This is a genomic window from Sphingorhabdus sp., assembly GCF_044239665.1.
Taxonomy (GTDB): Bacteria; Pseudomonadota; Alphaproteobacteria; order Sphingomonadales; family Sphingomonadaceae; genus Sphingorhabdus_B.
Map to the genome: position 1 here is coordinate 118,971 of NZ_JBIIBA010000001.1, position 18,600 is coordinate 137,570.

Annotated in this window: 18 protein-coding genes; 11 read left to right on the forward strand and 7 right to left on the reverse strand. The window is 57.9% G+C overall.

Going from position 1 to position 18,600, the window contains the following annotated elements:
* Positions 1-38 precede the first annotated feature (38 nt).
* The 4 genes from pdxH to ACILP3_RS00645 are packed head-to-tail and all read left to right on the forward strand — an operon-like array spanning position 39 to position 2,707.
* Complete coding sequence (gene pdxH, locus ACILP3_RS00630) at positions 39-635, forward strand: pyridoxamine 5'-phosphate oxidase (RefSeq protein ID WP_395614740.1); 597 nt, start codon at positions 39-41, stop codon at positions 633-635.
* Positions 632-1,591 carry a cation diffusion facilitator family transporter gene (locus ACILP3_RS00635; protein ID WP_395614741.1) on the forward strand — a complete coding sequence of 320 codons (960 nt, stop codon included), beginning with the start codon at positions 632-634 and terminating at the stop codon, positions 1,589-1,591. Before pdxH ends, ACILP3_RS00635 begins: the two co-directional genes overlap by 4 nt.
* Positions 1,581-2,381, forward strand: a complete 801-nt coding sequence (locus tag ACILP3_RS00640; protein ID WP_395614742.1) for a PhzF family phenazine biosynthesis protein — start codon at positions 1,581-1,583, stop codon at positions 2,379-2,381. The genes ACILP3_RS00635 and ACILP3_RS00640 overlap by 11 nt, the downstream gene beginning before the upstream one ends.
* Positions 2,382-2,416: 35 nt before the next feature.
* The gene (locus tag ACILP3_RS00645) at positions 2,417-2,707 is read left to right on the forward strand and encodes a hypothetical protein (protein ID WP_395614743.1); all 291 of its coding nucleotides are present in this window, start codon (positions 2,417-2,419) and stop codon (positions 2,705-2,707) included.
* Between the two features lie 79 nt (positions 2,708-2,786).
* On the opposite strand, the gene ACILP3_RS00650 is transcribed toward ACILP3_RS00645, so the two are convergent.
* Complete coding sequence (locus tag ACILP3_RS00650; protein ID WP_395614744.1) at positions 2,787-3,236, reverse strand: peptidylprolyl isomerase; 450 nt, start codon at positions 3,234-3,236, stop codon at positions 2,787-2,789.
* Between the two features lie 201 nt (positions 3,237-3,437).
* Between ACILP3_RS00650 and mgtE the strand changes: the two genes are divergently transcribed.
* Together mgtE and ACILP3_RS00660 are read left to right on the forward strand one after the other, a co-directional pair.
* On the forward strand, positions 3,438-4,802 hold the full coding sequence (gene mgtE, locus ACILP3_RS00655) for a magnesium transporter (RefSeq protein WP_395614763.1): 1,365 nt from the start codon (positions 3,438-3,440) through the stop codon (positions 4,800-4,802).
* Between the two features lie 24 nt (positions 4,803-4,826).
* Positions 4,827-5,231: a DUF1489 family protein gene (locus tag ACILP3_RS00660; RefSeq protein WP_395614745.1), complete on the forward strand. Its 405-nt coding sequence runs from the start codon at positions 4,827-4,829 to the stop codon at positions 5,229-5,231.
* 12 nt (positions 5,232-5,243) lie between these two features.
* Here ACILP3_RS00660 and ACILP3_RS00665 read toward each other — a convergent pair whose 3' ends face one another.
* Genes ACILP3_RS00665 through ACILP3_RS00680 form a run of 4 tightly spaced genes read right to left on the reverse strand, consistent with a single transcriptional unit; the run spans position 5,244 to position 9,174 of the window.
* Positions 5,244-5,915, reverse strand: coding sequence for a DsbA family oxidoreductase (locus ACILP3_RS00665; protein WP_395614746.1), 672 nt, complete (start codon positions 5,913-5,915; stop codon positions 5,244-5,246).
* Entirely contained in the window at positions 5,915-6,784 is an 870-nt protein-coding gene (nudC, locus tag ACILP3_RS00670; protein ID WP_395614747.1) for an NAD(+) diphosphatase, read from the reverse strand. Before nudC ends, ACILP3_RS00665 begins: the two co-directional genes overlap by 1 nt.
* Before the next feature lie 15 nt (positions 6,785-6,799).
* Positions 6,800-8,101, reverse strand: coding sequence for a serine hydrolase domain-containing protein (locus ACILP3_RS00675; protein WP_395614748.1), 1,302 nt, complete (start codon positions 8,099-8,101; stop codon positions 6,800-6,802).
* Positions 8,098-9,174, reverse strand: a complete 1,077-nt coding sequence (locus ACILP3_RS00680; RefSeq protein ID WP_395614749.1) for an A/G-specific adenine glycosylase — start codon at positions 9,172-9,174, stop codon at positions 8,098-8,100. Before ACILP3_RS00680 ends, ACILP3_RS00675 begins: the two co-directional genes overlap by 4 nt.
* Here ACILP3_RS00680 and ACILP3_RS00685 point away from each other — a divergent pair.
* From ACILP3_RS00685 to ACILP3_RS00705, 5 genes are read left to right on the forward strand one after another with little or no spacing between them, the layout of a single operon-like run.
* Entirely contained in the window at positions 9,173-9,736 is a 564-nt protein-coding gene (locus ACILP3_RS00685; protein WP_395614750.1) for a DUF721 domain-containing protein, read from the forward strand. The genes ACILP3_RS00680 and ACILP3_RS00685 overlap by 2 nt on opposite strands.
* Before the next feature lie 53 nt (positions 9,737-9,789).
* Complete coding sequence (locus tag ACILP3_RS00690) at positions 9,790-10,464, forward strand: thioredoxin domain-containing protein (RefSeq protein WP_395614751.1); 675 nt, start codon at positions 9,790-9,792, stop codon at positions 10,462-10,464.
* A 28-nt stretch (positions 10,465-10,492) separates the two neighbouring features.
* Positions 10,493-11,230 (forward strand): DsbA family protein, encoded by a 738-nt coding sequence (locus ACILP3_RS00695; RefSeq protein ID WP_395614752.1) that lies wholly within the window; start codon positions 10,493-10,495, stop codon positions 11,228-11,230.
* Positions 11,231-11,282: 52 nt separating this feature from the next.
* Positions 11,283-14,696, forward strand: a complete 3,414-nt coding sequence (locus ACILP3_RS00700; protein WP_395614753.1) for a chromosome segregation SMC family protein — start codon at positions 11,283-11,285, stop codon at positions 14,694-14,696.
* On the forward strand, positions 14,693-15,562 hold the full coding sequence (locus tag ACILP3_RS00705; RefSeq protein WP_395614754.1) for an alpha/beta fold hydrolase: 870 nt from the start codon (positions 14,693-14,695) through the stop codon (positions 15,560-15,562). The genes ACILP3_RS00700 and ACILP3_RS00705 overlap by 4 nt, the downstream gene beginning before the upstream one ends.
* On the opposite strand, the gene ACILP3_RS00710 is transcribed toward ACILP3_RS00705, so the two are convergent.
* A complete protein-coding gene (locus ACILP3_RS00710) occupies positions 15,559-17,127 on the reverse strand; it encodes a cisplatin damage response ATP-dependent DNA ligase (RefSeq protein WP_395614755.1) in 1,569 nt (522 codons plus the stop codon). The genes ACILP3_RS00705 and ACILP3_RS00710 overlap by 4 nt on opposite strands.
* The gene (locus ACILP3_RS00715; protein WP_395614764.1) at positions 17,127-18,134 is read right to left on the reverse strand and encodes a ligase-associated DNA damage response exonuclease; all 1,008 of its coding nucleotides are present in this window, start codon (positions 18,132-18,134) and stop codon (positions 17,127-17,129) included. The genes ACILP3_RS00710 and ACILP3_RS00715 overlap by 1 nt, the downstream gene beginning before the upstream one ends.
* Between the last annotated feature and the right edge of the window lie 466 nt (positions 18,135-18,600).

Here is an 18,600-nt window from a genome sequence, read left to right on the forward strand (position 1 = left end):
CCCTTTTAACCCGCATCAGTCTAGCCTATCGGTGGATTATGGAAAGTCCTGATCCCTATAGCCTGTTCGACGACTGGTTTGCCGAAGCGCGGACGAGCGAAATAAATGACTCCAATGCCATGGCATTGGCCACCACAGGGGCCAATGGCCAGCCGTCGGTGCGGATGGTGCTGTTAAAAGGCCATGGCCGCGATCTTGGCACGCATGGCGGATTTGTGTTCTACACCAATTTCGAAAGCCGCAAGGCCATGCAATTGTTCGATAATAAGAATGTCGCTTTGCTGTTTCATTGGAAATCCTTGCGACGGCAAATCCGGATTGAGGGTGCGGCCAGTCCGGTCGATGATGCGACCGCTGATGCCTATTTCGCCACCCGCTCACGCAATTCCCAACTTGGCGCATGGGCATCTGACCAATCCCGCCCGCTTGCCGACCGCGCGACCTTTGAAGCACGATTTGCCGAAATAGAGGCCCGTTTTGAAGGTCAAGACGTCCCGCGCCCGCCGCATTGGTCGGGATGGATGGTCAGCCCGAACCGTATCGAATTTTGGCAAGACCGCGAATTCCGCCTGCACGAACGCTGGCTGTATGAACGGGATGACAATGGCTGGACCACTGGCATGCTGTACCCATGACATTAGGCCATGGGCATAATCACCATCATATTGCGCATGGCGATTTAACCAAGCGCGCGGCCATAGCCAGCGTATCGGTAGCGCTGTTTCTGTTGGCGCTGAAGATATTTGCGGCAACCGAAACCGGCTCAGTCGCCTTATTGGCCTCATTGGCGGATACCGGCTTTGACGTTTTGGCATCGGTGCTGACATTATTCAGCGTCCGTTATGCCGCCATGCCCGCCGATGATGATCACCGGTTCGGCCATGGCAAAGCAGAGGCGCTTTCTGCGCTGCTTCAGGTCGTGTTGATTACCGTATCGGCCATATTGATAGCATGGCGCGCCATCGTGCGCTTAGGCGCGCAGGAACAGACCGCCCACCCCGAATATGGCATTGGCGTTTCGGTCATTGCCATCGTCGCAACTCTGGCCTTGCTGGCCTATCAACGGCAAGTGGTCCGCAAAACCGGATCGGTGGCGATTCAAGCCGACCATGTGCATTATCAAAGCGACTTGTTGCTCAACGTGGCGGTGATCGTGGCGATACTGCTCGACACTATGCTGAATGTGCGCGGGGCAGATCCCTTATTCGGCATTGCGATTGCCTTATGGCTATCATGGGGCGCCTATCGCGCCGCACGTTTGGCGCTCGACCAATTGCTGGACCGCGAATGGCCGGAGGAGAAACGCCAGCGTTTCATTGATGTCGCGCTGCGCCATCCTGAATTGCGCGGCATTCACGATATGCGCACCCGTTCCAGCGGCGCACATGATTTCTGCCAATTCCATGTCTGGGTCGACCCGAATATGACCGTAGCAGCGGCACACCGCATCATGGATGAGGTGGAACAAGCATTGATGGACGCATTTCCGGGCGTCGAAGTCCTGATTCACCCTGACCCCGAAGGGCATAAGGATGAAATGGGTTATATCCCGGCGCAAACCATAGAACGTGGCGAGAAACATGACGACTGAACTGCCTTATTACCATGTAGATGCTTTCGCGGACCGTCCCTTCACGGGCAATCAGGCCGCCGTTATGCCGCTGACTGAATATTTGGATGACGCAGTGCTTCAGGCAATTGCGGAGGAAAATAATTTCGCAGAAACCGCCTTTTATGTGCCCGACGCAACGGGCGCGGCGGATTATGAACTGCGCTGGTTTACACCAGCCGTTGAAATTCGCCTGTGCGGTCATGCGACATTGGCAAGCGGCTATGTCATTTTAAGCCAAAACCCTGCGCTCGACCGCGTAACATTCCGCACGCGCAAGGCGGGGATATTGGAAGTGCGCCGCCAAGGCGATGCTTATGCCGTCGCCCTGCCCGCCATTCCCACACGGCAAGTCGACAATGCGGAGATGATGGCGGCGATGGGTGGCAAGCCTTTGTCGATGCGCAGCAACCCCGACAGCTATAATATGTTCGTCTATGCCACCGCAGCCGAAATATTGGCGCTAAAGCCAGATATGAAGGCGCTGGCGACCTTGGGCGATGACAGCTTCACCGCCACGGCACGCGGCGACGACACCGACATCGTCAGCCGCGTATTCGTACCCGGTGCAGGCGTAGATGAAGACAGCGTCACCGGCAGCGCCCATGCGGTCATCGCGCCTTATTGGGCATCAGTGCTCGGCCGCGACAGCTTCACCGCCTATCAGGCATCGGCGCGCGGCGGCTATTTGGGTTGCCAGCTAGAGAATGACAAAGTTTGGTTGTCAGGCCATTGTTTTACGGTAGTAAAGGGCATGTTCAGCTTGCGCTGACCATCAACGACATTCCATAGTTCAAAGGATAAAATATGCTCAAATCATTCGCCGCTTTGTCGGCACTCCTGCTTTCACCCGCTTTGATGGCGCAAGATGCACCACCGCCTCCGCCAAGCAGTGGCGGACCACAGGCAGAGCAGATTTTCGCGTTTCTCGATGCCAATAAGGACGGCTTCATTGCCAGAGACGAGGCGCAAGGCCCGTTGGTGCAATATTTCGCGAATATCGATGCCGATAAGGACGACAAGATTTCAATGGACGAATTGAAAGCCGCAATGGCCGCGATGCGTCCGCCTGAGGCCGCACAGGGCGGCAACGACTAATCACTGCCCCATTTGTAAGCAAATAAAACGCGCGGGAAGCCAATAAGCCTCCCGCGCGTTTTTGATTCCAAGCTTATTGTTAAGCTACGGTCGCCTTGCGGATTACGCCAGGGTTCGCAGGTGGCTCACCCTTTGGCAAGGCGTCAATATGCTCCATACCGCTGATCACTTGACCCCAGACGGTGTATTGACGGTCCAAAAAGCTGGCATCGTCAAAGCAGATGAAAAACTGGCTATTGGCAGTGTTCGGATCATTGGTCCGCGCCATGGAGCAAACGCCGCGCACATGCGGTTCTGCGTTAAATTCCTGCTTCAGATTTGGCTTCGACGATCCGCCCATGCCGGTGCCATTGGGGCAACCGCCCTGCGCCATGAAGCCAGGGATGACGCGGTGAAACTTCACGCCGTCGTAAAAGCCTTCACCGGCAAGTTCGGTGATGCGGGCTACGTGGTTGGGCGCCAGATCAGGGCGCAGCTTGATAACAACGTCGCCGTTGTCGAGCGAAAGGGTAAGTGTTTCATCGGCCATATTGATATTCCTTCAGGCTTTTAAAATGGATGATGGCCGCCCTAGGGGATGCATCGCATAGGTGCAAAGCCAAAATCATTGCTTTTTGACACCGCCTGCTTAGGAGGGGCGAATTCTTACTATAACGTCTCAGATGGAAAAACGGGAGGCCCGCAATTGACCAGCGACATCGCCAACCCGGCCATCATTGACCCCGAAATCATGGAAACGCTGGACGAAGACAATCGCCTGACGCGCGATTATGTCGACCGCGTTCTCGACGCTGTTGACGACGGCGACCTCGACGAAGTTTACCGGCTTGTTGAACCCCTGCACGAAGCCGACATTGCCGACCTTCTCGAACTGACGCCATCCGAACGGCGCGGCGTACTCGCCATCAGTCTTGGCGACCTGATGAGCGCCGAAGTGCTGGCCGAAGTGAATGATTATGTCCGTGAGGATATTATCGACGCCCTGCCTGCGTCCCAAGTGGCGGGGCTTGCCGGACAGTTGGATACCGATGACGCGGTTGCGATTATCGAGGATATGGAGGAAGAGGACCAGCAAGCCGTTTTGGCCGAGCTGGCCCCCGAAGACCGCGCCGTCATTGAAGATGCGTTGTCATATCCCGACGAATCCGCAGGCCGTATCATGCAGCGCGAATTGGTCGCGGTGCCGGAACATATGACCGTGGGTCAGCTCATCGACTATCTGCGCGATCGCCAAGACCTGACCACCGAATTCTGGGAAGTTTTCGTCGTCGATCCGCAGCATAAGCCCGTTGGCACATGCAAATTGAGCTGGATCATGCGCAGCCAGCGCAAGGTGCCGGTCAGCGAAATCATGATGCATGAACAAACGCTCATTCCGGTCGATATGGATCAGGAAGAGGTCGCGTTACGTTTCCAGAAATATGCCCTGATTTCCGCGGCTGTTGTCGATGGTTCTGGCCGGTTGGTGGGTGTCATCACCGCCGATGACATTGTCCATATTGTGCAGGAAGAGGCCGACGAAGATATCCTGCGGCTGTCGGGTGCAGGCGAAGGCGACATTAACGAGCCGATTTCGGACAGCTATAAGGCGCGCGTCCGCTGGCTGATTGCCAATTTGGGCACGGCGATGGTCGCAAGTTTCATCATTGCGCAATTTGGCGCGGCGATTGAAACGATGGTCGCGCTCGCGGTTCTGATGCCCATCGTCGCGTCGATAGGCGGCAATGCAGGGACGCAGACTTTGGCCGTGACGGTACGCGCGCTCGCCACCAATCAGCTGACCCAATCCAACACTATGCGCTCGATTTGGCGCGAAATCCGCGTGGCGCTGCTCATTGGTGCTACTGTTGCGGTTATTGCCGGTCTTGGCGCTGGCCTGATTTTCAGCAACTGGTTGCTCGCGAGTGTCATTGCGGCGGCAATATTGTGCAACATTTCGCTGGCTGGATTGTCCGGCGTCGCCATTCCGGTGCTGCTGGACCGGCTCGATCAGGACCCGGCGGTTTCAAGCTCCATCTTTGTCACCATGATTACCGATTCGATGGGTTTTCTCATCTTTCTGGGCCTTGCGGTCTTCAGCGGCCTTGCTGGTTAGCCGCGCAGGTCGCACATAATCCTTATGCCCTTGAACATGACCAAAATCGCCTTTGGCGCGCAAAGCCCGCAGCATCTGCGCGAACGGCTTGCGGCATATGCCCAAGACGGCGAAGTGCGGATTACCACCCGCTATTTGCCCAAGCGCGTCGCAGAAATGGCGGGTGGTTCGCTCTATTGGATTCACACGCACACGATCATCGGTAGAAGCCCGATCATCGGCTTTATGGAAAATGGTGCTGGTCGGCATTGGATCCGCATTCACCCCCAGCTCATCACCGTCCGCTCGACACCCAAGCGCGCACATCAGGGCTGGCGCTATCTCGAAGAAGCCAACGCCCCGCCGGATCTCGGCTCAGTAGAAACCGATGGCCGCGACGAAATGTCGCCGAAGATGTTGAATGAATTGATGAAAATGGGTTTGGTTTAGGGTCAGGACCACTTAACCCGCCGCCCGCTTCGCCAACACCTTGTTAATCACATCGGCAAAGGTCTCGGCGCTTTGGGCGCCGGGGACCATATATTTTTGGTCGAAGATGATTGCAGGAACGCCAGTGATATTCTGGTCGGCCCAATGCGCCATTTCTGCCCGTACGCTGGTCGTGAGCGCGGCATCATTGATCCATGCCAAAGCCACATCGCGGTCCATGCCTTGCGCCTCGGCAATGTCGCACAAGACGTCGGTGTCGCTGACATCGCGGCGGCCCTGAAAATAGGCCGTGAACAACGCCATTTTCAACGCGGTCTGCGCGCGCCATCCGCGCTCGCTGCCAAATATGGTCAACAATTTATGCGCGTTGAACGTGTTATAAATGCGCATGCCGTCGCCATAATTAAACGCAAAGCCGACATTGTTGCCGATGTCGGACAGCCTGTTCCGGTTCGCACGGCTTTGTTCGGGCGTGCTGCCATATTTGCGCGCGATATGCTCGGCAGTATCTTCGCCTTCGGGCGGCATGTTCGGGTTCAGTTCGAACGGATGCCAGTAAGTTTCGGCAGCAATGTCTTGGCTGACAAGCGTCAGCGCCTGCTCCACTTGCTTCAGGCCAATGATGCACCATGGGCATACCACGTCGGAGACGATGTCGATGCGTAGCGGCACGGCCTCAGCCATTATTGCGACACCCAATGGCGCAGCAGGCTATGCGCGATGGCAAAGGGTGGCGGCGCGTTGAAACGGCGGTCGGCGTCGCCCTTCAAAGCGGCAATCGCCTCCTCTTTGGTCACCCACATCGCATCTTCAATCTCGTCCGTGTCGAGCGTGAGTGCGTCCCCAAGGGCATCGGCGGTGCACGCAATCATCAATTGCGATCCGCCAAAGGGCCAGGGCTGGCTGGTGACATAACGCACCGCGCCGCAGGTTACGCCGGCTTCTTCATGGATTTCACGGCGGACCGCCTCTTCAATGCATTCGCCGGGCTCCAAAAAGCCCGCCAGCGCCGAATAATTGCCGGGCGGGAAACGGTTCTGCCGCCCGACCAAAGCCTTGCCTTCAAATTCGGCGAGCATGATGACCACAGGGTCAGTGCGCGGAAAATGTTCCTTTTGGCAATTGCCGCATTTGCGGCCCCAGCCTGCGCGAAACAGCACCGTCGCCGCGCCGCAGCGTCCGCAGAAACGATGGCCATTATGCCATTCGATCAGGCTGCGCGCCGTGCCATAGATCGCAGCATCCCCCGCAGGCAGCGTCGACAAAGCGCGCCAGATAGCAGGCGAACGAAACGCATCGCCCGTCGCATCAACCACGGCCACAAAATGCGGCTTACCGTCGGACAGGCCAAGCAGGATAAGCTCCTCCGACCCATCCAGCTCCGCCAAAGAATGCCAGTGCAATTCGCCTGCATCGGTGACGCGCGGATCAAGCCCGTCAAGGCCCAACACCCGCGCGCGCCAGTCGCCCAGCAGCAGGCCATAAGCCTCTATATCATTGCGGATGCGGTCCGCGCGGTCGAGCGGGGAGCCTGTAAAACCTGGAGCCATCATCGGATCAGCACCGCATCAAGCTGGCAGGCCCAAGTCCTTCAGGACCCATTTGGCGAAGTCTTGATGGAACGGATAGGCACTGCTTGGCATATATTGCGCCATGCAAACGGCGCGCAATTTGCGTCTTGGGTCGACAAAAGCCACAGTGCCAGCCGCGCCGCCCCAGCCGAACACACCGTCATTCGCGCCCTTACCGACGCGGCCACCCGCACCAAAGCCAGCGCCGTCGGCATAGGTGCCGTCGGTTGAAACCGCCGATGGTAGTAAATCGGACATGGCAAGTTTGGCGGTCGCCGTTGACATCACACGGACGCCATCCAACTCACCATAATTGGCGAGCATGTTGAGGAACCGGTCATAATCGCGCGCCGACGTCACCATGCCAGCACCGCCAAAGGCAAAGGCTGGCTTGTCGAGATAAATGCTCGTCGATGCGGGATCGATGGGGAACAAGATGCCGTTCACAGGCGCGTAATTGGATACAAAGCGCTTGGTTTCCGACTTAGGCACTTGGAAATAGCTGCTCGTCATCTTCAGCGGTTCAAAAATGCGCGTTTGCAAAAACGCCTCAAAATCCATGCCGCTCGCGACTTCAATCACACGGCCCAGCAAATCGAGCGAGATGGAATAGCTCCATTTCGTGCCCGGCTCGGCAATCAACGGTTGCTTTGCAAGCCGTTCGGAAAATGTCTTGAGATCAGGGGTCGGCGCGCTTGTCGGCTGGCCCGGAATGGGAAAGCGGCTGACGATGCCCGGCGTAATGCCATTATCCAGATAGGCCTTCAGCAATGGGCCTTTGGTGACAATCGAATAGCCTAAGCCAGCCGTATGGGTCAGCAAATGCCGCAATGTGATCTGCGTCTTGGCTGGCACCGCGTCCAGGCTTTTGTCTGGGTCGGTCAGCACGGTCATATTGGCAAATTCCGGTAAGAAGTCGGCAATCGGCTGATCCAGCTTCATCTTGCCTTCGTCGACAAGGATCATCGCGGCAATGCCGGTGACAGGCTTTGTCATCGAATAAATGCGCCACAATGTGTCGATATTCACCGGCGTCGTTTCGCCCAGCCCTTGCGTGCCTATGGCGACGACATCGGGCATCCCGGCCGCACGACCAATGGTGGCGAGAACACCGGGGAGCTTGCCCGACGAGACATAGCTTTCAAACTGCGTCCGGATGGTCGGATATAAATCGGCCGCTTGTGCCCAAGCGCGCGCAGGCACAAATGCGCTTATGGCGCCTGCTGCTGCCAATTGGCCGCCCCATGTCAAAAACCCGCGCCGACCAATCATGGCCTGACCGCTATCCTGCGTGTTCATATTCTCTCTCCTGCGTGCATCGCCGCCTCTGATGCTTTTCTGAATAGGGTCGGCAGACCAGCCTTGTCGAGCGATTTTAATGGCCACCATTCGCCGTCTTCGGGGTCGTCTGCGCCTGCTGGCCATGACGTAACGGCAATGTCGAGCAGAAGCGAAAAATGCGTGAAAACATGTGACACTTGCAGTGACAATTTTTGCCAATTGGCAGGTGCAGGGGGCGTCCCATGGCCATCCAGTCGCGCCGTCCATTGGTCATCTGGCAAAGCGCGCATGCCCGCCAAAAGGCCTTTGTCGCTGCGGCGCACCAGCCAGACATGTCCATCCCGCTCGATCCAATACACATTCCCTGTGCGCTGTGCTTTGGCGGCCTTGGGCGTTTTGGCAGGGTAAACTTCGGGATTGCCCAAATATTTGGCATCGCAGGCAAAGGCAAGGGGGCAAGCCGGACAAGATGGCGCGCGCACCGAACATATGCCCGCCCCTAAATCCATCATCGCTTGTGCAAAGTCGCCAGCGCGGCCATCGGGCGTAATGCTGTCCGTCGCCGCGCGAATAAGGGGTTTTGACTGCGGCAAAGGCGTCGAAATCGCAAACAACCGCGACACGACCCGTTCGACATTGGCATCGACGACAACCGCCCTTTGCCCGAACGCAATCGCGGCGATCGCGGCGGCCGTATAAGGGCCAATACCGGGCAACTTCAGTAATTCCGCCTCGGTCTGCGGCAAACGACCGTCATATTCCGCCACGACCACGCGCGCACATTTCAGCAAATTGCGCGCACGGGCATAATAGCCAAGGCCAGCCCATGCCGCCATGACATCCGCATCCTGCGCCGCCGCCAGCGCCGCAAAGTCGGGCCAGATGTGCGTAAACTTTTGGAAATAGGCCCCCACCGCAGCGACCGTTGTCTGCTGCAACATGATTTCGGACAGCCACACATGATACGGGTTGGCAAATCCCTGATCCGGCGGCGCGCGCCACGGCAGCGTCCGCGCGTGCACGTCATAATGCGCCAGCAAGCGCGCGGCGATATCCCCAGATTTATGGGTGGCGTGTTGGACGGCGGACATGAAAAATGGCATGGATGAGGGGATGGACAAAGGCAAGTCACCACCACCGCCAAAAGGCACCAAAAAGGCGCTGACGCCCAAAACATTTCAGCGCCCGCGCGGTGGCGAGGCAAAATCGGTATCGTCGCTCATGCCCGATATCGGCCGCGCCGCATTTCGAAAATTTGGCTTCGTGCAAAGCTCTGTCGTAAGCCGTTGGGATGAAATCGTCGGCGCACGTTATGCCGCTGTGTCCGCGCCGGAGGCGATCCGCTTTCCGATTGGTAAGAAATCCGACGGCACGCTGGAACTCACGGTGGAAGGCGCGCACGCGACTATGATCCAGCATGTGCTTCCCGAAATCATCGAACGTGTGAACCGCTTTTTTGGTTATGGGGCCGTGGCGCGGATCAAGGTCCGCCAAGGCCCCGTCGCCAAGCCAAAGCTACGCCAGCCAACCGCCGCGCCCATGCTGAAACCTGTGCCGATGGAATTGGGCGATTCCTTGCGCGAGATTGGCGATCCTGAACTGTTCGCCGTGCTCGAAAGCCTCGCAAAAAGCCTTGCCAAAGGCGGCGAGTGACAGCAAATGCGCAAGTGAAATTTCGAAATATAAGGTCCAACCATATGTCGCATATGAAAAAATATCTCGGCGCAGTTTTGGTGGGCGTAATGGCGCTGTCGACCGCGACCGTTGCCGCGCCTGCGCCAAGCAAATGGCTGTCGACGGTTACGGTCACCGACAAGGGCGCGCATATTCTTGGCAACCCGGCTGCACCAAACAAAGTCGTCGAATATTTGAGCTATACCTGCGGCCATTGTGCAGATTTTGAAATGAAAGAAGCACCCGCGTTCAAAACGCAATTTGTAGCCACGGGCAAGGCCAGCCTCGAAATTCGCAACATGGTACTCAATCCCGTCGATCTGACTGCGGCCATGCTGGCGCGCTGCGGCGGTAAGGCAAAGTTCTTCGGTAATCAGCGGCACTTGCTGGCGACTCAGGCCATCTGGTCTGGCAAAACCAAAAACATCAGCGCCGCCACGCGCGACAAATTGAAAGCGCAAGATTATACAGGGTTCATGGTCAGCACCTTTGATGAAATCGGCCTTGGCCCCATCATGCAACAACGCGGGATCACGCCAGCGCAGGCCAAAACTTGCCTGGCCGACAAAGCGGCGTTGAATTTCATCATTGGTATGACAGAAGCAGGCTCCGCGCTTGGTGTGCGCGGCACGCCAGCATTTTTGGTCAATGGCGTTTTGCAGGACCATATTCATAACGTTGCTGAATTACAGGCGGCAATGAAGTAAGCCGAGATTCCAGACAGAAGGATATCCTATGCGTATCAAGACATTCATTTTGACAACTGCCGCCGCCATGGCCCTTGCTGCTTGTGGCGGGGCAGATACGGCTGGCGCACCCAAGGGTGAACCGCTTGCCAAGGTTGCGGCCCCTGCCGATCAAGCGTGGGTCGATGTTGTCACCAAAACCGACTTTGGTGGCTATCAAATGGGCAACCCCAATGCAAAATTGAAGCTGGTGGAATATGGTTCAATCACCTGCCCCGGCTGCGCGCAATTTTCGATGCAGTCGACCGAGGAATTGCACAAGCTGGTTAATGACGGCACTGTCTCGATGGAGTTCCGGCCATTTCTCGTGCGCGGTATTCAAGACATTCCCGGCTTCCTTTTGGCGCAGTGCAGCGGGCCAGAGGCGTTCTTCCCGCTGACCGACCAGCTGTATGCCGAACAGGCGTCATGGCTTAGCAAAATTAGCACGGTGACTGAGGCGGACCAGCAAGCGATGCAGAAAATGTCGCCTGAACAAATCTCGACTTTGCTTGCCACGCGATTGGGCCTGATCGAATTTGTAAAATCACGGGGCATTAGCGAAGACCAAGCCAAAGCGTGTTTGACGGACAGGGCCGCGATTGATGCGCTGATCAAAACAACCGAGCGCGGGACGAAGGAAGACAATGTGTCTGGCACGCCATTCTTCTTGCTGAACGGTGCGAAGCTGGACGCCAGTTCATGGGTGCAAGTGAAGGGCAAGCTGGTCGAGGCCGGCGCACGCTAAACATGGCTTGGGGGAGCCATGACATTGCTTTAGCCGCAACGGGGTTCGCCCCTTGCGGATAAAGAAGCTGAAACTTGTCGGCTTCAAAAGCTTTGTCGAGCCTGCTGAACTGCGGATTGAGAGCGGGCTGACCGGCATTGTCGGGCCAAATGGCTGCGGCAAATCCAACTTGTTGGAAGCCATCCGTTGGGTGATGGGCGAAAGCAGCGCCAAATCGATGCGCGGCGCTGGCATGGAAGATGTGATCTTTGCCGGAACCGCATCACGCCCGCCGCGCGATTTTGCTGAGGTCACGATTATGGCCGAACGCAGCGACGAAGGCGGCGACAGTGACGCAGACGAAGAATTGGAAGTCACCCGCCGGATTGAGCGCGGAGCGGGCTCCGCTTATCGGTCCAATGGCCGCGATGTGCGCGCCAAGGATGTCGCGCTGATCTTCGCCGACGCCGCAACGGGCGCACATTCCCCTGCTTTGGTGAGCCAAGGGCGTATTGGCGCAATCATCTCGGCCAAACCGCAGGAACGCCGGCAGATGCTGGAGGAGGCGGCTGGCATCGCTGGCCTGCACGTCCGGCGCAAAGATGCCGAGCAAAAGCTGCGCGCGGCAGAGAGCAATTTGGCGCGGCTGGCGACCATCCTTGCCGATATGGACGCCCGCGCGAGCCAGTTACGCCGCCAAGCAAAGCAAGCCGAACGTTATCGCACATTGACCAAAGACATTTTGCAGGCAGAAGCCCGATTGATCTTTGTCCGCTGGCTTGAGGCCAAGGCAGCAGCAGATGCCGCACGCGCCGAGGCCAATATAGCGGCAAAGACGGTCGAGGACGCCGCCGTCGCTCAGCGCGTCCTGACCGAAAAGCAACAAGAGGCTGTGCAACAGCTTGCCGATGCGCGGGCACTGGCGATGGCGGCGCGCGATGCGGCCAGTGATCTGTCGAACAAGCTCGTGCAACTAACGGGCGAACATGAACGGATAATCCAGCGCCAATCCGACCTTGCAGCGCAAGCGGCGCGCATGGCCGAAGATGGCGCACGTGAAGGCAAGCTGACGCATGATGCGGCAGATGCGCTTGCCCGATTGCAGGCAGAAAGCTTCAAGCTGGCCGAGCAGATTAAAACGCAAGAGGAGGAGCGCCCTGCTTTGCTGCGCACGGCGGAAAATGCCGAACGGCAAGCGCGGGAGAGCGAAATAGCATTGGCCAATGCGTCGGCCGAACAAGCGCGCGCGGACGCCGAATTGCGCGTGGCCAATGCCGCGCTGGCGGCAGCAACAACGCGCGTAGTTCGGGCCGAACAGGCTTGCGCGCGGATGACATCGGAACGAGATGCTTTGGGGAATGAGGCGGAATATGCCGCATCCAAAAACCAAGCCGATGCGGACGTCCAAAGCTTGCAGACACAATTGCAAGCAGACAGCTATGCGCATGAAGCCGCCGAAGCGCAGCGCGCTGCTTTAATCTCCGCCCGCGACCTTGCCCAAGTCGCAATCGCAAGTGCCAAGGCTGAACTCGCCGCGTTATTGACCGAACAGAGCGCGCTGCAACGTTCCTTAACCAAAGGGCAAGGCAATAAGGCCATCGACCGCATATCGGTGAAGCCAGGCTATGAACGCGCTTTGGCCGCTGCACTGGGTGAAGATGCGGACGCGCGCATTGGCGGCGAGACGGGTCGCCGCTGGCTGGGCGGGGCGGCTGCGCTTGGCACCGTCGCCGACACCGCCCTCATTCATTTTGTCGACGCACCGCCGGAGCTTGCGGCGCGATTGTCTATGGTGCGCGTGACCGAAACGGATGATGGCCAAGCACTCGCGCCCGGCGAACGTCTGGTGACGCTGGCAGGCGGGCTGCGCCGCTGGGACGGCTTTGCAACCGATGGCGACGGCGCGACGATTGCAGAACAATTGGTCCGCGGCAACCGTTTGGCCGAATTGGATATGCTCATCGCACCTGCCCAAGCCGCGCTCGATGCGCAGGCACAAAGCATTTTGCAGATGACGGATAAGATTGAAGCGGCGCAGGACGCAGTCCGCACGGCTGCGGCGGCGCGTGTCGCCAAAGAAGGCCAGTTGCGCCAAGCATTGCGCGCAGTCGATCAAGCCGAAGACGCGTTGACGCGCCTAAAATCTGCAAAGGCCGCGCTTGGCGACCGAATGGCAGCCGCCGAGCAAGATCTGGCCGAGGCGCAAGCGGAGCGCACAACCGCCGACGCAGCACTTCATGCCCTGCCCGACGGGTCGCATCATGCCGCCCGCGTCCAAAATCTCGCTGCGGCACATGAGGCCACCCGCGACCTGTTGGCGCGCAATCAGGCGGACCTGTCGGGGCTGGAACAACGCATAGCGCAAAGCCGCGAGCACCGCGCCGTGACGATGGTCGAGATTCGCAGCTGGCAGGAACGCGCCGGCGAAGCCGAACGCCGGATCGCCGAAATGAACACGCGCAGCGCCGCCATCTCTAATGAGCAAGCAGAAATGGCGGGAAGGCCGGAAATACTGGCCCGCGACATCGCTACTTTGCGGGCAGACAAAGAGCAATTGGCCGAGAAGCTCACTGGCCTGCAAACCGCCGAAACGGCGCATGAAACAACGTTGCGCGCACTTGAACGCGAATTGTCGGTCGCCGCCGAGATGCTATCTGTTGCCCGCGAAGCCCGCGCAGGCGCGGAAGCCCGTGCCGAAAATCAGGAACAGCGCCGCGTCGAAATGGGCCGGATTTCGGGCGAAAGGTTCGAATGCCCGCCACCTGTCCTGCCCGAAAAACTGAACTTTGATGAAGATGCGATGGACGATGCGGGCTTGGAATCAAACCGCCTCGACCGCCTACAAAACGAACGCGAGCGCATTGGACCCGTCAACCTGATTGCCGCCGACGAACTGGCCGAACTGGAATTGCAGCAAGGCAGTGGCCTTGCCGAAAGCGAAGAGCTTACCCTCGCCATCAACCGCTTGCGCGGTTCCATCGGCAGTCTAAATCGCGAGGGCCGCGCGCGGCTGCTGACGGCTTTTGAGGCCGTTGACGGCCATTTCCGTCGCCTGTTTTCGACCCTGTTCAATGGCGGCCAAGCACATCTGGCGTTGATCGACAGCGATGATCCGTTGGAGGCTGGTCTTGAAATTTTCGCGCAACCGCCAGGCAAGAAATTGCAGTCGCTGACTTTGTTGTCGGGCGGCGAACAGGCGCTGACGGCTGTTGCGCTTATCTTTGGTTTGTTCCTCACCAACCCCGCCCCGATTTGCGTCCTCGACGAAGTCGACGCGCCTTTGGATGACGCCAATATCGAACGCTTTTGCGACTTGCTGGACGCGATGACGCAAGAGACCGAGACGCGATACCTCATCGTCACCCACAATGCCGTGACGATGAGCCGGATGCACCGTTTGTTTGGCGTGACGATGATTGAACAGGGTATCAGCCGACTGGTATCGGTTGACCTTGGGGGCGCAGAACAATTACTAGCCGCAGAATGACTTTGCATGGCCCCATCACCAACAGCTTTATTTCCCAACGCCTTCGGCTAAATTATGTCGACTGGGGCAACCCCGACGCACCGCCCTTGCTCTTGGTCCATGGTGGCCGCGATCATGCACGTAGCTGGGATTGGGTGGCCGAGGAATTGCGCCACGACTGGCATATCATTGCACCCGACTTGAGAGGCCATGGCGATAGCGCTTGGTCGCCCGATGGCAATTATGAAATGTCTGCGTTCGTGTACGACTTGGCGCAGTTGATCCATCAATTGAACCTTGCCCCCGTCAGCATCATCGCGCATTCCATGGGCGGCAATATCACGACCCGCTATGCTGGCCTCTTTCCAGATAATGTCCGCAAGATGGTAAATATTGAAGGACTGGGCCTGTCGCCAAAGATGCAGGCTGAGCGCGATGCCATCGGTATTCAAACCCGTTTCCGCCAGTGGATAGAGGATAAACGCAACGCCGCCGGTCGCACGCCAAAGCGTTACCCCAATATCGAAGCCGCGTATGAACGGATGAAGGCCGAAAACAGCTATCTGACCGACGAACAAGCGCGGCATTTGACGGTGCATGGCATCAGCCGCAACGAGGATGGCAGCTGGAGCTGGAAATTTGACAATTACCTCAATATCTGGGCGATCTTCGATATGCCGCGTGAGGATTTGTTGGCCATTTGGCAGTCGATCACCTGCCCGATGTTGATGATGTATGGCGCCAATAGCTGGGCCTCCAACCCCGAAAAGGACGGCCGCATCGCGCATTTCCCGACGGCAAAGGTCGTGGAATATGAAAATGCCGGCCATTGGTTGCACCATGACCAGTTCGACCGCTTCATGGCCGATGTCAGGGCATTCCTCTAACCAATCATAGCGCGTAAGGCGGCAATAGTGTCTGCCTCATCCGCTGGCTTATCACGGCGCAGGCGGGATATGCGCGGAAAACGCATCGCTATGCCCGATTTATGCCGCTTGGATTCGTGCACCGCGTCAAACGCGACCTCAAGCACCAATGACTTCTCCACCTCGCGCACGGGGCCAAAGCGCGCAACCGTGTTGTTGCGCACGAAACGGTCCAGCCATTTCAGTTCCGCATCGCTGAACCCGGAATAGGCCTTGCCCACGGGCAATAAGGTGCCGTCGGGCGTCCAGCAGCCAAAGGTATAATCCGAATAAAAAGACGAGCGTTTCCCGCTCCCGCGCTGCGCATACATCATCACGCAATCGGCGACGAGCGGTTCGCGTTTCCATTTGTACCAAAGGCCGACCTTGCGGCCTGCCAAATAAGGCGAATCGCGCCGCTTGAGCATGACGCCTTCAATCGCAGCTTCACGCGCACCTGCGCGTATTTCCGCAAGATGGTCAAAATCGCGCGCCGCGATGGTCGCGGACAGGTCGAACCGAACCGGCTCGAGACTAGCCGCGAAATATTCCAGCCGCTCCCGCCGCGCGCTCCAAGGCTGGCTGCGTAGATCCTCCGCCCCGTCGAACAAAATGTCGTATAGCCGCACGAACACTGGATATTCTGCCTGCATCGCGGCGGTCACATTTTTGCGTCCAAGGCGCTGTTGCAGCGCATTGAAACTGGCCGCCTCCCCCCCTTGCACATCGCCGCGCACCAATAATTCGCCATCGACCACGCCAATGCCGGTGAAGGCGGCGGCGATTTCCGGAAAGGCTGCCGTCACTTCATCGCCGCCCCGGCTGAATAACCGCGTCTCACCGCCGGTTGACGCAATCTGGATACGGATGCCATCCCATTTCCATTCGGCCACGAAATCTTCCAGATCCACATTTCCATCTTCCAACGGATGCGCGAGCATGAAGGGCCGGAAAAACGCGCTGTCGGCAGGGTCGGGACGCGCGGACTTGCCCTCGCCCCACGCAAACAACTCGGCATAAGGCGGACGAAGCGCGTGCCAGACCTCTTCAACATCATCCACGGACAGGCCAAAGGCCTGCCCAAAGGCGGTTTTGGCCAGCCGCGCCGATATGCCAACGCGCATGCCGCCTGTTGCCAGTTTCAGCAGCGCATAACGGCCATTGGCATCCAGCCTGTCCATCAGTTCCGCCAGCAATATCGGCGCACGCGCGCGGCTTGCGCTGTTGAGCAGGTCAATAACCTCCGAAACCGTTGGCGCGGCAACATCAGCATGAACGTCCGGCCACATCAACGCGACTGTCTCTGCCGTATCCCCCACATAATCGCGGCTCATGCGGAACAGCATGGGGTCAAAGCGTTCCTCGGCCATATTGCGGATCGCCGCCGATTTCACTGTCGCAATGCTAAGCGTGCCAGCCAGCGCGGCCAATGCCCAGCCACGATCTGGATCCGGCGTATCGCGCAGATAATCGGCGATCAACCGGACCTTTTGGTCGCGCGAGCGTGTGTAGATCAGCCCGTCGATCAACCCGGAGAAAGCCTGCATCAGCTCTCATCCTCCTCTTCGCGGCCAACCAGATCGAGCGCGCGTGCCTTCAATTGGTGCAGTTCACACCAGCGCCCAAGCGCATCGGTGCGGCCATGGGTGATCCATGTTTCTGTGGGCCGAAGCTCCAACAATGTGTCGGTCAGCTCGTTCCAATCGGCATGATCCGAAATGACTAAAGGCAGTTCCACATTACGTTGTCGCGCACGTTGCCGCACCCGCATCCATCCCGATGCCATGGCGGTTATCGGGTCGGGCAGACGCTGGGCCCATCGATCATTCAACGCCGATGGCGGCGCAATGACAATCGCGCCTTTCATCTCTGCCTTGGCAAGGCCCGTCGCCAGTATGAGTTCACCCAAAGGGACATCATGCGCCGCATATAGGTCGCACATTTTCTGCATCGCGCCATGAATGTAAATCGGCGCGTAATAGCCCGCGCGCCGCAATTCCGCGATCACCCGCTGCGCCTTGCCCAAGGCATAGGCCCCCACAACAATACAGCCATCCAAATTGGCCTCACGCGCCGCCAGCAATTTGGCGATTTCCCCCGCAATGGGCGGATGCGTAAACACAGGCAGACCAAAAGTTGCTTCCGTGATCAGGACATCGCAAGCCACCGCTTCAAACGGCGCACAAGTGGGGTCAAAACGGCGTTTATAGTCGCCCGTGACAATCACGCGCTCGCCTGCATGCTCCAGCAGGATCTGCGCTGACCCCAGAACATGCCCAGCGGGGTGAAAGCTAATCTTCACCCCATTTGCCTCAAAACCATCGCCATAAGGCATTGGCGTGCCCATTTCGGTGCCATAACGCAGCGCCATGATTGCCAGCGTCTCTGGCGTCGCCCAGACCGCCTTATGCCCGCTGCGCGCATGGTCGGCATGGCCGTGCGTCACCAAAGCACGTTCGGCGGGGCGCGACGGGTCAATCCACATATCCGCTGGCTTGACATAAATGCCATGCGCATGTGGCTCTATCCAATGTTGGGCATCAGTTTGGGAGATCGTGGCGGTCCTTTTCTAGGGTCAGGACCACTTATGCCGGATATGGGGCGCAGTGCAATTACGGTGACAGCAATTACGGTCAATTACGGTGACAGTGCACTTGAGGCTGGCTTAAAACCGTGATGCGCAGCTTGCTATAATTGAGTGCACTGTCACCCTAATGAGACGATCAATTAGACTTGGAGCTTAATTCCAAACAAATTGACGGATTACATTTTAGCTTACGATCAACCAGCTTTTTAAAATACGCAACTTTTTTCGGTGAAACAGCCTCGTCATAGGAGAGGATGAATTGGTCCTGTGGAGACATTTTCTCCGCAAGTACTCGTAAAAGAGTATTTATACCAACCTGCATTGATCACAACTCACTGGCCCATTTACGATGGCCGATGGTCATAATGCGCCAAGGCTGATCTATGAGTTTGTTCCACGCCTCGCAGCAGAGGTCGACGATATTGTCGTGGGA

Bases quoted from the DNA above. Each gene is read 5' to 3' on its own strand.
- pdxH (WP_395614740.1), top strand. From the start codon at position 39: ATGGAAAGTCCTGATCCCTATAGCCTGTTCGACGACTGGTTTGCCGAA.
- ACILP3_RS00635 (WP_395614741.1), top strand. From the start codon at position 632: ATGACATTAGGCCATGGGCATAATCACCATCATATTGCGCATGGCGAT.
- ACILP3_RS00640 (WP_395614742.1), top strand. From the start codon at position 1,581: ATGACGACTGAACTGCCTTATTACCATGTAGATGCTTTCGCGGACCGT.
- ACILP3_RS00645 (WP_395614743.1), top strand. From the start codon at position 2,417: ATGCTCAAATCATTCGCCGCTTTGTCGGCACTCCTGCTTTCACCCGCT.
- ACILP3_RS00650 (WP_395614744.1), bottom strand. From the start codon at position 3,236: ATGGCCGATGAAACACTTACCCTTTCGCTCGACAACGGCGACGTTGTT.
- mgtE (WP_395614763.1), top strand. From the start codon at position 3,438: ATGGAAACGCTGGACGAAGACAATCGCCTGACGCGCGATTATGTCGAC.
- ACILP3_RS00660 (WP_395614745.1), top strand. From the start codon at position 4,827: ATGCCCTTGAACATGACCAAAATCGCCTTTGGCGCGCAAAGCCCGCAG.
- ACILP3_RS00665 (WP_395614746.1), bottom strand. From the start codon at position 5,915: ATGGCTGAGGCCGTGCCGCTACGCATCGACATCGTCTCCGACGTGGTA.
- nudC (WP_395614747.1), bottom strand. From the start codon at position 6,784: ATGATGGCTCCAGGTTTTACAGGCTCCCCGCTCGACCGCGCGGACCGC.
- ACILP3_RS00675 (WP_395614748.1), bottom strand. From the start codon at position 8,101: ATGAACACGCAGGATAGCGGTCAGGCCATGATTGGTCGGCGCGGGTTT.
- ACILP3_RS00685 (WP_395614750.1), top strand. From the start codon at position 9,173: ATGAAAAATGGCATGGATGAGGGGATGGACAAAGGCAAGTCACCACCA.
- ACILP3_RS00680 (WP_395614749.1), bottom strand. From the start codon at position 9,174: ATGTCCGCCGTCCAACACGCCACCCATAAATCTGGGGATATCGCCGCG.
- ACILP3_RS00690 (WP_395614751.1), top strand. From the start codon at position 9,790: ATGAAAAAATATCTCGGCGCAGTTTTGGTGGGCGTAATGGCGCTGTCG.
- ACILP3_RS00695 (WP_395614752.1), top strand. From the start codon at position 10,493: ATGCGTATCAAGACATTCATTTTGACAACTGCCGCCGCCATGGCCCTT.
- ACILP3_RS00705 (WP_395614754.1), top strand. From the start codon at position 14,693: ATGACTTTGCATGGCCCCATCACCAACAGCTTTATTTCCCAACGCCTT.
- ACILP3_RS00710 (WP_395614755.1), bottom strand. From the start codon at position 17,127: ATGCAGGCTTTCTCCGGGTTGATCGACGGGCTGATCTACACACGCTCG.